General features: G+C 40.4%; 18 protein-coding genes. 5 read left to right on the plus strand and 13 right to left on the minus strand.

The window, feature by feature from the left end:
- Positions 1–288 precede the first annotated feature (288 nt).
- Positions 289–711 (plus strand): phage protein, encoded by a 423-nt coding sequence (locus AB4513_RS19030; protein ID WP_102257879.1) that lies wholly within the window; start codon positions 289–291, stop codon positions 709–711.
- Positions 712–836: 125 nt separating this feature from the next.
- Here the strand turns inward: AB4513_RS19030 and AB4513_RS19035 are convergent, their stop codons facing one another.
- From AB4513_RS19035 to AB4513_RS19070, 8 genes are all read right to left on the minus strand, one after another.
- Entirely contained in the window at positions 837–1,478 is a 642-nt protein-coding gene (locus AB4513_RS19035; RefSeq protein WP_102257880.1) for a hypothetical protein, read from the minus strand.
- A 49-nt stretch (positions 1,479–1,527) separates the two neighbouring features.
- Positions 1,528–2,601: an RES family NAD+ phosphorylase gene (locus tag AB4513_RS19040; RefSeq protein ID WP_198592102.1), complete on the minus strand. Its 1,074-nt coding sequence runs from the start codon at positions 2,599–2,601 to the stop codon at positions 1,528–1,530.
- A gap of 105 nt (positions 2,602–2,706) precedes the next feature.
- Positions 2,707–3,243 (minus strand): hypothetical protein, encoded by a 537-nt coding sequence (locus AB4513_RS19045; protein ID WP_102257881.1) that lies wholly within the window; start codon positions 3,241–3,243, stop codon positions 2,707–2,709.
- A gap of 108 nt (positions 3,244–3,351) precedes the next feature.
- The gene (locus AB4513_RS19050) at positions 3,352–3,762 is read right to left on the minus strand and encodes a GNAT family N-acetyltransferase (RefSeq protein WP_102257882.1); all 411 of its coding nucleotides are present in this window, start codon (positions 3,760–3,762) and stop codon (positions 3,352–3,354) included.
- Positions 3,763–3,918: 156 nt separating this feature from the next.
- Positions 3,919–4,470, minus strand: coding sequence for a hypothetical protein (locus tag AB4513_RS19055; protein ID WP_240798345.1), 552 nt, complete (start codon positions 4,468–4,470; stop codon positions 3,919–3,921).
- Between the two features lie 77 nt (positions 4,471–4,547).
- The gene (locus tag AB4513_RS19060; protein ID WP_102257884.1) at positions 4,548–4,904 is read right to left on the minus strand and encodes a hypothetical protein; all 357 of its coding nucleotides are present in this window, start codon (positions 4,902–4,904) and stop codon (positions 4,548–4,550) included.
- 361 nt (positions 4,905–5,265) lie between these two features.
- A complete protein-coding gene (locus AB4513_RS19065; protein ID WP_157936397.1) occupies positions 5,266–5,424 on the minus strand; it encodes a hypothetical protein in 159 nt (52 codons plus the stop codon).
- Positions 5,421–5,780 carry a hypothetical protein gene (locus AB4513_RS19070; RefSeq protein WP_102257885.1) on the minus strand — a complete coding sequence of 120 codons (360 nt, stop codon included), beginning with the start codon at positions 5,778–5,780 and terminating at the stop codon, positions 5,421–5,423. The genes AB4513_RS19065 and AB4513_RS19070 overlap by 4 nt, the downstream gene beginning before the upstream one ends.
- Before the next feature lie 220 nt (positions 5,781–6,000).
- On the opposite strand from AB4513_RS19070, the gene AB4513_RS19075 reads away from it, so the two are divergent.
- Together AB4513_RS19075 and AB4513_RS19080 are read left to right on the plus strand one after the other, a co-directional pair.
- Positions 6,001–6,600, plus strand: a complete 600-nt coding sequence (locus tag AB4513_RS19075; protein ID WP_102257886.1) for a porin family protein — start codon at positions 6,001–6,003, stop codon at positions 6,598–6,600.
- Between the two features lie 354 nt (positions 6,601–6,954).
- Positions 6,955–7,557 (plus strand): DUF2971 domain-containing protein, encoded by a 603-nt coding sequence (locus tag AB4513_RS19080; RefSeq protein ID WP_029225506.1) that lies wholly within the window; start codon positions 6,955–6,957, stop codon positions 7,555–7,557.
- 158 nt (positions 7,558–7,715) lie between these two features.
- Here the strand turns inward: AB4513_RS19080 and AB4513_RS19085 are convergent, their stop codons facing one another.
- From AB4513_RS19085 to matP, 3 genes are all read right to left on the minus strand, one after another.
- On the minus strand, positions 7,716–8,027 hold the full coding sequence (locus tag AB4513_RS19085) for a hypothetical protein (RefSeq protein ID WP_017101103.1): 312 nt from the start codon (positions 8,025–8,027) through the stop codon (positions 7,716–7,718).
- Positions 8,028–8,131: 104 nt separating this feature from the next.
- On the minus strand, positions 8,132–8,440 hold the full coding sequence (locus AB4513_RS19090; RefSeq protein WP_012603889.1) for a DUF3634 family protein: 309 nt from the start codon (positions 8,438–8,440) through the stop codon (positions 8,132–8,134).
- 23 nt (positions 8,441–8,463) lie between these two features.
- A complete protein-coding gene (gene matP, locus AB4513_RS19095) occupies positions 8,464–8,919 on the minus strand; it encodes a macrodomain Ter protein MatP (RefSeq protein WP_009846670.1) in 456 nt (151 codons plus the stop codon).
- A gap of 189 nt (positions 8,920–9,108) precedes the next feature.
- Between matP and AB4513_RS19100 the strand changes: the two genes are divergently transcribed.
- Together AB4513_RS19100 and fabA are read left to right on the plus strand one after the other, a co-directional pair.
- Entirely contained in the window at positions 9,109–10,761 is a 1,653-nt protein-coding gene (locus AB4513_RS19100) for a Lon protease family protein (protein ID WP_102257887.1), read from the plus strand.
- Positions 10,762–10,831: 70 nt separating this feature from the next.
- The gene (gene fabA, locus AB4513_RS19105; protein WP_010440782.1) at positions 10,832–11,347 is read left to right on the plus strand and encodes a bifunctional 3-hydroxydecanoyl-ACP dehydratase/trans-2-decenoyl-ACP isomerase; all 516 of its coding nucleotides are present in this window, start codon (positions 10,832–10,834) and stop codon (positions 11,345–11,347) included.
- Positions 11,348–11,681: 334 nt separating this feature from the next.
- Here the strand turns inward: fabA and rmf are convergent, their stop codons facing one another.
- Both rmf and AB4513_RS19115 read right to left on the minus strand, forming a co-directional pair.
- Positions 11,682–11,855: a ribosome modulation factor gene (gene rmf, locus AB4513_RS19110; RefSeq protein WP_009846667.1), complete on the minus strand. Its 174-nt coding sequence runs from the start codon at positions 11,853–11,855 to the stop codon at positions 11,682–11,684.
- A gap of 162 nt (positions 11,856–12,017) precedes the next feature.
- Positions 12,018–13,748: a DUF3466 family protein gene (locus tag AB4513_RS19115; RefSeq protein WP_102257888.1), complete on the minus strand. Its 1,731-nt coding sequence runs from the start codon at positions 13,746–13,748 to the stop codon at positions 12,018–12,020.
- Between the last annotated feature and the right edge of the window lie 7 nt (positions 13,749–13,755).

Below are 13,755 nucleotides of genomic sequence, written 5' to 3' on the forward strand. Positions count from 1 at the left end.
TTTTAAAATGGGATTGACAGGTTGTACGTAAAATGTGAGGAGTTTCAGTACCTTAGTCCTTACGGATTTTGCACACCACGCCGGATTAAGTCCTTAATGTTGTTGGTTTTATGGATTTTGACTGCACGTTTATGCACGTTGCGTTCAATATTGTTGGCTATACTTGGTTTTCGTGTCTCTGATTTTTACGCTGACGTGTTGCCGTTTCCAGAGACTTTCTACTACAAACACACTTTATGAGGAGGAAAAAAACTTTGCACGCTTGTCTTAATTTTTGAAGGAGATCACATGCTCACGCCACACTTTGCGGATCTCGTGCATCATCACTTTGATGGTATCCACGACGCCGCGGCCTTTTTTCATGTTCAACCGATCACGGTCCAGCGTTGGCTCTCAGGTGAAGTCCCTGTGAACCCGATGGCCGAAAAATTGATGAACATCCACGCTCGCGGTTATTTGCCTTTAGACCATCGTTGGAATGGATTTAAGGTGCACTATGATCGTGCCACCTTGATCACGCCTGAACGACGCGAGTTTAATCCGAAAGAATTGCTCAGTTTTGCGTATTGGCGCGACGAACATCGTCAGCTCGTCGAACGCCACGGTCGAATTGATTCCCCAAAGTTTTACCCACCTAAGGAGCATCCGTTGCCATTTCGTGGCGGACGCCGTATGCCAGCGAAACCTTGGGTACCTACCAAATTTAAATAAAACCAGTCACAACAGCTATATATAAAACGTTACTAGCTCTCCAGGACTTTACGTTTTACTCTATATACCCCAACACCCAATATGAACCAATTCCTAGCATCAAATATATGTTTAGACCGATGCAATTATCCGTTTCTCAATGGAAATTCAAGTTCTTCGAATAAACTTTGAAGGCAAATATCGATGATATCCATTGCTTTTTCATATACGGGAATTGCACTTTCAGCTAGGTTCCTATCATCTTGGTTATTGCATATTACCAGCTCCATGCTGCACATTATTGAACAACTATCCCGCAAGTCTGAAAGTGTTTTCTTAGAACGTTCTGAGAGGAAAATGAAATCTTCTTGTTCAATTTCATGCAATGCGGTTATATGAAGTAGCGCTGATCTATCTATACTAGCATCGAGAAACTCCAAGGTTGGATGAAATTCACCTCGGGAATCAAAAGAGCCTAGAGACGCTTCACAATACCTCTTAAATCCAACCAACCTACTCTGCAGCTTTTTGAACACTCTTATTTTCTCATCTAAAAGTATGTCATTCTTTCTCGACAGCAACGCTAATTCGACTTTTAATCGCTCAATATCAGATATGTACTCATTTTTGGTGCTTTCAACTTTCCTAGTTATATATTCAATATCTTGCTTTGTTGCGAGATTTTTCCCTTTTTCTGAAGAATAGGAAAATAACATCCTTCGAAACATGAATATACCGCTAACTCCCAATAGTGTCATACACTGTAAGACTAATAACGCCAGTTCCATAATTGTCCCTTTGTTTCATATGGTTAGATAGAGTCAAATCAAGGAAAAGTCAGTATTCTACTGGGCCAAAATGTCCTTGGTAAGCTACATGCGTAATAACAAGCCGGTTTATAGAAACCACTTCAACAAAATTAGACTGTAATGGAGAACCAAAAAGGCCTAAGTTTTCTATGGTTTGAGTATCAGCGTATTGTTGTCTTTCTGGATGATGTCGACGTAAAGATAAACCATAAACAGTATCAAATGGGTGCCCACCAGTTCGAATTAAACTGAAAAAAGAAGGATAAATCACCCCGTCATAGCCCACCTTTTCAGCAGCTTTGACTATAGCTCGAGATATCTCATAAGAATGCGATTTAGCTAAAAACAACATGTGTATCGCTAAGTCTAAATTCTCAAATTCGGTTCTATCTTCTACCAACACGTGTGTTAAGTCTAATAACCGGAGGTTCTTCTTAGTTTTTAGCGTAGCTACATAAATGTCGTCATCTGCCGAAGCTCTACATTCATGAATACAAACATCAATATCCTGAGACCCATACATAATAGATAAGTCAGATGAGTCTAATCGACCCTTTCCTGAAAATTCAATTGGTGGACTATCATACTCCATAGGCTCAGATGGTCTGGTAGGGTTTACTCTCAAGCGATAAAATTTAGTAGCACTAGGGATGATTTTTTCTGGGTATTCAGTAATAACCCGTTGGATAATTAAATCTCGAGTATTTTCATTTTGTAAATCTTTAAGGGGCTCAACCTCACCTACCATCCACAAACGTGGGCCATAATGGAAAAAACCAATTTTGGCGGTATCTTCGATTAATTTAATGTCATTTTTTAGCCAAGGTGATGGACTGATATCACTTTTTCCATAGTGGTATTCATTCATTTGAATTACAGGCGCAGCTCCATAATCACAGCGTTTCGTAGTCCCACTAACAAAAAACCGCCAAGCCAATTGTTCAATTAACTCCTTAGTAAGCTTGTTGCCGTCGATACTATTACAATTTGGGCACTTGTCTGGTGATTGATTTCCCACTTTGTATGCATTTATTTTTAAACCTTCGTCTTCAAAGCAATTAGAGCAAAGAAGCATTTCACCATCGAATTGAGGCTGTTTCATATTTTACCTACTAATTATCGGCGCCCTACGTAAACCGTGTATCCAAACAAACGAAAGCCGATAAGGCCCCAAAATACCCGATAACGAATCGGGCTTTAATGTTATCTATATCTGTTCTATTAGTTTAATTTTAGCCAAACCATTGATAACGACACGCCATTGTTTTCCATCGCAATCAAAGTAAAAACCCATTAGGCCGGCATGATCTTCATGGCTACCAATGCTATGAATTATTTCATGTTTTACAAAAACAGCATCATCGTTCAATTCCGAAACGAGTTTTTCAACTGACTTGGCAAATAGCACTTCTTCCGGTAGAGAAACTAATTTATTTTTTCGGCTGAGTAAGAAAATGCAATTTAGTATACTTTCTCGGATTCGTCCCCACTCTTCAAAAGACTCTCTTATGCGTTTATGTGTTTCAGGAATAACAAATGTTACTAGGCCGAATACAGATAGAATTTCTACAACAGTAACAGGCATGTCAGCACCGCGACCAATATTCCCCTCACGTATAGAAAATTCCAATGGAAGCTCAGAGTTCACCAAAAGCTCTCGAGTATTTTTTTCGATTTTGGGAGTTTGTTGATGCCAATCTAATCCATGAGCTGGATCTTTGTAAGTTGCTAACACTATGTTCATATTTCTCTCGTAAAGTATCCCAAAGGTAAATCGTTTTTACCTTAATAAGCTGTGCCGAAGTAAAATCCTCATGCATTTTAAGTACTTCTAGACTTACCGACACGCATATCAGATAACAAATTTGAAATATAATGGACTATCGAATAGTGGATCAGGCTTCATTGATGCATCTAAATATAAGCGAAGGTCTGTACGTGAACGATACTTTTGATAGACCTCAAACTCAGCAGACTCGTAAAAAGTTACAAGGCTTTCCTTTGTTATTTTACTATCTTGATCCGGTTGTGCGGAAATCTCTATACACGCTTTATTGCATTCGCTTCTAATCTGTTCAATCGCTGCATTTAATAACTCACGAGCCATCCCTCGCCTGCGCAATTGAGGTAAAACATCTATACGTTCAATAGAATAAACCTTCTCTTCCTGACTATTTTTTTTCCACAAACAATAACAATCATTAGGATATTGTTCGAAGTAAACATAGTAGTCGCCGTAACTCTCTTTATACTTAATTGTCATAACTCTCTTCTTAATCAGTTTGTCAGTCCAAGCTGACACCTTAGATAAAACCTTTAAGCCCAAGTAAGAGATTGTGAGGCCTCAATAAGCGTAAAGCCAATTAAGTGCTAAAAGGAAAATTATAAACTCGAGCACTGAGAATCCTCTCAATGCTAGTTATAGCTTTTTTATACCTGCCATTTTTCGAATCGACACATTAAGCTCTTGGTGTAACTCAGTGTATTTCGAAAGCATTTCTTCATGGGCTGTAATATGGTCTAAATCCTCATCCCACACCTGGCGCGAAACTTCTTTATCTAATGCATGCAATGATTCAATACATTGCATAAACTTTTTAGGTAGTAATGGTTTTTGAACTTCGATTAGAAGCAACACTCTCTCATCTAGAGCTTTGTAAACCTTGGGGTTACTCAGGACTTTAGTTTGATATTCAGGGTCACCTGAAGAAGACTCATAATCTATAGCCTGTTTTGTTTCGTGTATCACATCAGATAGCTCTTTAGACAAATTAAGGAGTTCTGTTTTGTTCAGCTCCCAAATTCTTTCTCGCTCTTGGCTTTTTACCGAGTCGAAGTGAATTGCGGCGGCTATCGCGGTTGCTATAGCGATTACAATATTCACAGACAGCGATGAATCAAAATTCAGCCGAAGATCCCAAGCTACATACCAAATTGTAGCTGTAAACCCTAAAATCACACCAATTACCACTTGTATCAAAATAACTCCAAACTATCCCATAAGGCATGATTACACGTTAAAAAAACTGTCTTAAACGTTTATTAACACTAAAACTCTTCGAGTGTGTTGCGTTGTTCCACCTCTAGAATATCGAATACCAATTCACCATCCATTTCAAGAGTAAAGGAAATGCAAGAATCCTCTTCTCCTTCAAGATCCATGTCGGCACAACCGTTATAAACTGACCACTGATACTGATAATCAAGTTGGTATTCATTACCGCCAAGAAAAGTAACATCGCAAACATCAATACCCGTATGGTTTTCTGCCCGAGAATTAATATGTGATAAATCAGGTATAAGAGATGAGCCTAAATATTCTTCGTGCTCGATGAGTAACGCTTTTAACTCATCGCAAAGCGCACTACCATGTAGGACTGAACCCGACTTATTCAGAAAAATCATAATTGACCTCAAAACTGATGTTAATGGCTTGTGTAAAACGCAATTAAATAGAGAGCACTAAATTTAGAGTCCCTGTGTTCTGGTTAGTTAGTTTAGAAACAATAACTATAACCATTAATCCTATTTATAACAGTGATTTAAATCATTAGCTGTAAAACAAAGTGCTAAGTGTTCAACCCCCTATAGATTAGGCACAAAAAGAGACATTTTTATAAGAGATTGCCTTCATATTAATGAGCTTTATCGACGTTTTTTATAGCGTTTACGTGTAGTGTTTGCCCTGACAACACGCCCATTTCTAAGTGTGTAGCCTTTCATTAACTGGCCATTTTGCTTTCGACCTTTGCACTTATAACCTTTCTTAGCCATTGGGGGCCTCCAATTTTCGTATCCGTTGCTCTTGGTCTTGCTGCACTCGCTTTATCCAGTTGATGTCGGTTTTCAAAGCCGCAATCGTGCCAAGGCTTGAGACTCCGCCGGTCATGAACGCAATAATCAGTGTGTCGAGAAAACCCATCATTTGCCCTTCCAGCGCGAGACATAAAACTCGAGGAGATAACGCACCATCGCACGCACTCCGAGCGTATCAACTACGACAGCACCCACCACAAACCAATACGGACTGGGGATACGCTGCAACGCGTTAAAGCCTTGCTCAACATAAGGGGCGTAATTAGGGATAAACGATAGGATGAGCGGCACAAACACCACTAAGAGAATGAATTCGTCTTTGACCCCCCGCTCTCGAATGCTGATATCATCAAGGCTACTGGCCTGCTCTTCACCATTTTGTAATCGCCGTACCCTCGCCTGATGCTTCTCACTTTCGAGTTCATCTTTACGCTTTAACGCCTCAGCTTTGTTTTGATTGAGCAGTTTCCCTACCTGCCACCTTGTTGTGTTTGGCTAAGGGCATACTGATTGTGTAAATATAAAGCGATACGGCTAAAATCAAATCATGTTGCTTCGTATTGATGTTTATATCGATAATAAGTTCATAAAATCAGATGGTTACACAAAACCATTATTAGTTTAAAAGCTCTACATTTGGTAAGGTATTCAAGGAATCAATAACTTATTATATAAAAGGCTTAATATGAAAATCGGTATGGTTGCCCTATCACTATTCACCGCTTTTGGCATGAGTTCATACGCGCTTGCTAATGAAAATGACACAGCAGCTAAAGAGCTTGGTCATTTTTATGCAGGTGTAGATGTCGGATTTTATAATGAAACCGAATTAGAATACCGCGGTAGCAAAATTGAAGATTCTTCTGATCTAGCTGACTTGAGTTATAACTTAGTTGGCGGTTATGAGTTCAATACACACGATGTAGTAAAGCTGGGATTAGAAGCGGAGTACCGAAAAATTGGCAAAGTTAACTTTGCTCAAATGATGGATATTGAAGGCCAAGCCTTCTTCGTGAATGTTAAACCCAAATTCATCGTTAAAGGCGACGTCTTGGATTTGTATGTCTCCCTGTTAGCAGGCGTTGGATCTATTGATACGGAAATCAAAGCCTTTGGGCTCTCAGCTTCTGAATCTGAGGCCGCTTACCAAATCGGTGGAGAATTTGGCGCAATAATTACCGATAACATCGACGTTCATATCGGTTACCGCTCTGCACATATTGAAATAGAATCCATCGATGTTTCATCCAAAACAGCATACATTGGTGCAAGATACCATTTCTAAAGTTCCTTCAATGACTAGACCAATTTATAGCGGTCAACTAGCCTAGCATTGCAAATAGTCCGATCTCTTTGAGGTCGGATTTATCATTATTGGTTCACTTAACTTCCTTTACATTGCCTCCAAATATAGGCCTATTCCTCCACCAATATAAAGTTACGTTGCAACTTATTAGAAAAACCAACGCTATTGCAAGATAAATCACTCAAACAGGCTGCTATTTCGTGTTTAAATTTTGATCTATCAATCAGTTATATGATTAAACTTGGTGACTAAGCAAGCAAACACTATGCATTCACGCTTACATTATGAATTATAGTGTTAACATCAGACAATGTTGTAAACCAGGTGTTTGATATGTTGCCTAAACTTTATAAGTTCAGATCTCTTCACGATAGAAACATACAATCGATATCCGAGTGTTCGTTGTGGTTTGATTCCGCTAAGACCTTTAATAACCCTTTTGAATCTCATCACCTGTTCAACAAAGAACTTCAGAATGACTTCAAGGTTATGTGCTTCTCTCAATCGAATGACCATCCCATACTTTGGTCTCAGTATGGCGATAACTTTAAAGGTATGTGTATTGAGTATGATCTTAACTGTTATCACGGTGAGGCAGATCTCAATTGCTTTGAAGTTCAGTATACTGACAACCCAAGCATGCTTAGCTCTCCTTCGCTAGTTAAGTCAAAAGCATCGAAATTAGCCGTGAGCGTACTTGGAATCAAACATTCAAACTGGCGTTACGAAAAAGAATATCGCTGGGTACTGCCCAATGAAGAGATTATTGGCAACAAGCTGTATCTGAATAAAGAGTGTATAAGCTCTGTGATTCTCTCAGAACATGCTCCTGCCGATAGAAAACTAAAGGTACTAATGACTTGCCAACACCTCGGCATCCCCGTTAAACACGCTGTCGCTAAACAAGATTCGTGTACATTTGGCACCTTCGGTTAAATAGATATCAGTAAAATGAACGCCCTACGAGACATATTGTTATATCAAGTGACAGTGCAACATACTGACATCTAACTCAGATCACCGTAATTCACTCGTATTCATTGACGTTTTAGTCAATCAAATTAATATTATTTAGTTATAGTGCATCATAATGGTCAGTTTGTGATATGAAGTCGGATGTACTTTTCTGGAAAACTGTATTTGAACTTTTTCTTGGTTGGTAAGTGCTGTTTCGCCTGTCTACAAGCTTTACTATCGCCGGACGTTCTCACTCTCTTGATTTTTGTATAACCTTTGGAGTGCTTCATTTCAATCATCAGGTCACAATAACCATCGATTTCAACATTACTCTTTTTTAGTCCTTTCATGACCGTGGCTTTGATTTTTTTGGCTACCGGATTAACCAATGCATCGTCGGGAAATACGACTGGGGATGAAAAAAACAACAAAAGGATTAGATATCTCATACTGTTCTCCTTTATTGGAACTGAGAACAGTATGACGATGGTTAAGACAACCGAAGAACTAACTTAGTATGAAGATTGACAAGATAAGACGTAATTCTTGACCATTACGCCTTCTTTGAGCCTTTAGATTTGAAGCCGTTATGCGGGAATACATTACGAATACGTTGTTGCACGTTCTTAGGTACATCCTTTGTGAACTTGAGATTATAACCAGACCGCTTTGCGTACACTTTTAATTCACCTTTAAAAGTGTTGTTGTGGCCAATCTCTTGAAGGTTGTGCTTAAAGCTGGGTGGAAGATGACCTTTAACTTGTTCGATCGCCCCATCGTTAAATTTGATTTTCAATACCGGCCTATCAACCGCGACTAACCAAAAAACCAACGCTGCACCGATTAAGATTACATACATCATAATGTCACCACTACTGTTGATGATTATTTATCGTCAGAAAGGAGCTTGCTTAAATCTTCTTTAAGATTGGTTACTGTCTTGCTGGCCTGTTCACTACGAGATGCTTCGCTCACCAAATACTCAATAGCATCTGATAGCGTACAACCTAGCTCGTTCGCACGCTGGGATAGCTTTTCCCATACACGATAATCAAGGTCGATTGATTTTTTCTTGGTGTGAACTTGTTCAGCATTAAAGTGACGCTTTCGCTTAGCTCGGATCGCTTGCTTAAGCTTGTTATCGAGCTCAGGAGACATGTTGTCAGATATCCACTCAAGAACACCTGTTGGTTGGTGTTCAAGCTTCAATAAGGCTTGTACAGCAACGTCAGCTTCACTTGAATCAATATGGCAGGTGATCGACTCGCCTTCTTTCCATTTTTTGACCAGATAGTTCCATTTCCAACCACATTCCAAGTTTTCAAGTTGCTGATATTTCATGTCTAATCTCGAGAGTTAATCCTAGTGACAGCGTAACCCAAAATAGGCTATTTAACAATTGTTGTCTTGAAAGAATAGACCAAGATCATACTTATATTAGCTTAGTGATTAGTAACTACAACATAGAGCTACAAGCGAGATCGGTTTTTCTATATACTCCCTACCTCATTATCATAATCAGAAACTTAAATGACTCTAGTAGATTGGCGACATGTTACGCCTCAGTACGACGAATATAGCGCTCAATTAGAGCAATTCCCTGACATCTCGCCTTTCCCATTTTCAGACATTCAACATAGATTCAACGATGCGTTAACCCGCTTTGTCCGCTTGTCCAACCTTTCGCGTGTTTTACTTGTCAACGCTCCGGACAATTCGATCTATCGTCAAATGATCGTTGAATCTTTAATAACTGCTCTAGATGATCACACGTTACCAGTAATAAAAACTGAGTCTTTAAATGCTGTCTATCTGTTTGACCAAGTTCAATCAAAAGACGGCCAAGTCGTTGCGACAAAGCCTGGCTTACTGGCTAGAGCGAACAATGGTTATCTGATTGTTTCAGCCAACTTGATTCTAGCAAACCCGGGAAGCTGGTTACTGCTTAAGTCTGCACTTCTTGGTGAGGCCGTAGAGCCCATCAGTAGCAACCCAGAACACTTAAACCAATCTCCATCTTTACCGCTTACCTACAATATTAAGTTGATTGTGGTTGGAGACCGAGCTCAACTCGGCGATCTTGATTATCTAGACAGTGATATTCAAACTGGTTTCTGCCTATTCAGTGAAATTGAACAAGACATAAAGCTAACAGAAGAGACGTTGACTCAATATCTTGGTTACCTTAAATGGCTCCAACAACGTTATGAACTGCCAAACATCACGCAACAGGCGGTGACAGGCATTCTTACTGCTGGTGCGAGAGAAACTGAAGACCAAAGCTATATACCGTTATGCCCGATTTGGCACAATGCGTTATTGAACGAAGCTTTGATTGAAGCCGACCATGGTGAGATTGATGGTCACCATATTCAGCAAGCACAACAACACAAATACAACCGCGAATCGTACTTACCTGAACGTGCTCTTGATGATATTCGAGATGGCCAAGTTATTATCGAAACCGAGGGTGAACAAGTTGGACAAGTTAATGGTCTGACGGTTATCGATGTACCAGGACACCCAGTATCGTATGGTGAACCTGCCCGAATTTCATGTGTTATCCACTTTGGTGATGGTGATATTGCCGACGTTGAGCGCAAAGCGGAACTCGGTGGTAACCTTCACGCCAAAGGTATGATGATCATGCAAGCGTTTGTAAGCAGCGCGTTAAACCTTGAAGATCCGTTGCCCTATGCTGCTTCTGTTGTGTTTGAGCAATCATACTGCGAAGTTGATGGCGATAGTGCTTCTCTTGCTGAGCTTTGCTCTTTGGTCAGTGCTTTGTCGGAATACCCTATCAATCAACAAATAGCGGTAACCGGTGCTGTCGACCAATTCGGTCGTGTACAAGCAGTTGGTGGGCTAAACGAGAAAATCGAAGGCTTCTATCATGTGTGTAAACACAACGGGTTAACTGGCGAACAAGGTGTGATCCTTCCAAGATCCAACTTAAGACACCTTGCTCTGAAGCCAGACCTAATTGAAAGCATCAAAAACAAAGAATTCCATATTTGGTCTGTCTCTAATGTAGATGAAGCGATTCCTCTTATTATGAACAAACCATTTAGAGACGATGAACAAGAAAGCGTTCTAAGCAAAATTGCGGAACGTATTGAAAACTTTGAAAGACATGAGCACCCTATTGGAATTGTTGGACGCATTAAAAACTGGTTTGTCTAGTACTGATCGGACTTGTTTAGCGTACACCTGTTCACTAATATGCACCTATCAAAAATTGGAGTAATTGATAATGCAAAACAAACGTGATTCTTACACTCGCGAAGATCTTCTAGCATCAAGCCAAGGCGAACTATGGCCTGAAGGTCCTCAACTACCAGCACCGAACATGTTGATGATGGATCGCATCACTAAAATGTCTGAGACTGAAGGTGATTTCGGTAAAGGTTTGATTCTTGCTGAACTGGATATTACTCCTGACCTATGGTTCTTCGACTGTCACTTCCCTGGTGACCCAGTAATGCCTGGTTGTCTAGGACTTGATGCAATGTGGCAGCTTGTTGGCTTCTACCTTGGTTGGGTTGGCGGCAAAGGTAAAGGCCGTGCTTTAGGTGTAGGCGAAGTGAAATTCACTGGCCAAATCCTACCTACTGCGAAAAAAGTGACTTACGAAATCCACATGAAGCGTGTTGTTAACCGTCGCCTAGTTATGGGCCTTGCAGATGGTCGCGTACTTGTTGATGGCAAAGAGATTTATGTTGCTAAAGATTTGAAAGTTGGCCTTTTCCAAGATACGTCAGCATTCTAATCTAATCATTTAATTAGAGTAACGCAGTTAGATTTTAATAAAGCAGCCATTGGCTGCTTTATTTTCACTCCAATACATTTAGTTATAGTGCACTAGAGTATACTGATTAAACAAACTTTCTTATTCCGAAACTGTACTGTCTTAGTCCACCAGCAACTGTGTATTCCACTACAAGTATCAGTATCAGTATCAGTATCAGTATCAGCTTAAAGTGTTAGCTCTCTACGCCATTACATTTATTTTATCTAACTTATATGCCCACTCAGAAACTAACAAGGCTCCAACTGCTGTACCCAGCAATGGAGCCTTGATCTTTGAATATGTTCCGCCCTATCTACTTATAGAGACCTGATTGCTTATCACCTTTGGCGTCACGCCAACCACCTAACCAATAAGACCGAGAATCCATTTGGCTATATGGGCAAGCTTCTTGTGACCTACCGTTTATACCAGCTTTGTAGCCTTGAGATTGTGCTCGTTCTAGTCGATCACGCTTTTGTCTCTTCATAGTGCAGTCCTCATACGGGTGTTCTATTTACTAACATACAATGATTACAACTTTGCGGAGTTTTTGTGACTCCAACTTTAAGAATCGACCAGTTTTTCACTTTTCTCAAGGCGATAAAAAAGCCCGAATTCAGAATTGTGAACTCGGGCTCAAGAGATGAAATTATTTAAATTTTCTACGGAACCCTAATAAGCCGAGTACAGTCAAAGCGAACCAACCTAAGCTACCGCCTTTACGATCGACCTTTGCTGTATCAGTACTACGAGCTTGGATATCGCTCTTACCTTTACCTTCGATAGGAATCAATTTAACCGCAACAACCTCTTCTACTGCATTAGACGCAGCACCAGCACAGTATGAGTTGTGAGACGTTGTATCGTAGGCTCGTTCATCGTTACCTCTACCGTCTCCATTTGTATCGATCATACATTTTATAGCTGTTGCAGAGATAACACCCGCATCGTTGATGCCTGAAGCATCAATGATTCGGAACTTGTTGTTCTCTCCAGAAACGTTGCCATCGTTAGTTAGATCATCTAGAAACCAAGCTTTGTTCTGAAACAGATCAATTCTTGATGGGTCAGTACCCGTTGCTTGATATGGATAAATAAAGCCACGGTGTCTACGCTCACTGCCATCAACTTCACGCGTTGTTTCTGCGTCAACTTGACCAACAATTTCATTGAAGTTGTTAACGGCTCTAGCTTCACCACTCGAACCAGCAAAGAAGATACCACCCGTTAGGTATGTCGCTGTTGGAGTCGCAACTGAAGCATCAGTAACAACGAACATCTTACTGCCTGCGCTACCATTTTCAGGCACTCTACCATTACGCTTAGAGTTACCAATAACAAACAAGTTTTTGTTGATATCGGTCGCTACAGAGTTACTGTATTTGTAATCATTAGACGAGTTAGAGTTGACCTTAGCCCCCTCAATTGATTTGGTCGTCCAAGTATTCGCGCTGTCAGCTAAGTCCAGAGATTTACTGATGAATACAGATGCATTCATATCTTGCAGATCACCACTACCATCAACAGTATTGTAGCCTACGCCATAAAACTTAGTATCCGATTCGGCAATTGAACGCATGCTACCTTGAGCATAGTAATCGCCTTGTCTAGCAGTTCCACCACGAGTCCAATCGATTTGCTTGGTATTCGTACCATCCCAAATAGCAGCTTTTGAACTAAATACAGGATCCGGCGTTGACGTCTCCGTAATGGTTTCACTAGTAGAAACACTACCTACATTGTAAACAGTACCATTACTCGCTGTGATGGCTTTCCATGCTCGAGTCTCAGAAGATCCTGCAGGCTTGGCTGTCGTTGTAAATATTGCATTGTTTCGGATGGTTCCCTCAGACTTAACACCGAGCGGGTTGGCATCTTTATCTAGAGAGTTGATCACTGTATTGCGAGTATCGAGTATTGCCCCGCCTTCTATAAATGCCTTTGCATTTACATAACTCAGGTTGTTTCTTTCCTTAAACCAAGTATCTTCCCAGCGAGTTTTCGCCCAGCTTTCACATGTGGAATATCTTAGCTCACGGTTACAATAGTTTTTGAAGTCATCGAACTCTTGTAAATATTGGAAGACAGCATCCATAGCAAAAGGAACTTCTTCACGGTAACTAATGGCTTCAAGCGAATTACGAGTTTCACCTGCTAGCTTAAAGCTATCACATGCGACACCACCGATAGTAGCATTGGTAAAACAACTTTCAGTTCCGGTAACCGCCGCGGGTTGAATCGCGACACCAAACGTTTCAGAAGCTCCGACAATTGAGCTAGGAGTCGCGACTTCAACTACCTTGTACAGTGCAGCATTCGCGTTAGTTGCAGCCAAAACTAAGGCTGCAACTGTTGTTAATTTAAATTTATTACAAGTCATGATTACT

It is taken from the genome of Vibrio sp. 10N.222.54.E6, from assembly GCF_041473955.1.
Taxonomy (GTDB): domain Bacteria; phylum Pseudomonadota; class Gammaproteobacteria; order Enterobacterales; family Vibrionaceae; genus Vibrio; species Vibrio tasmaniensis_A.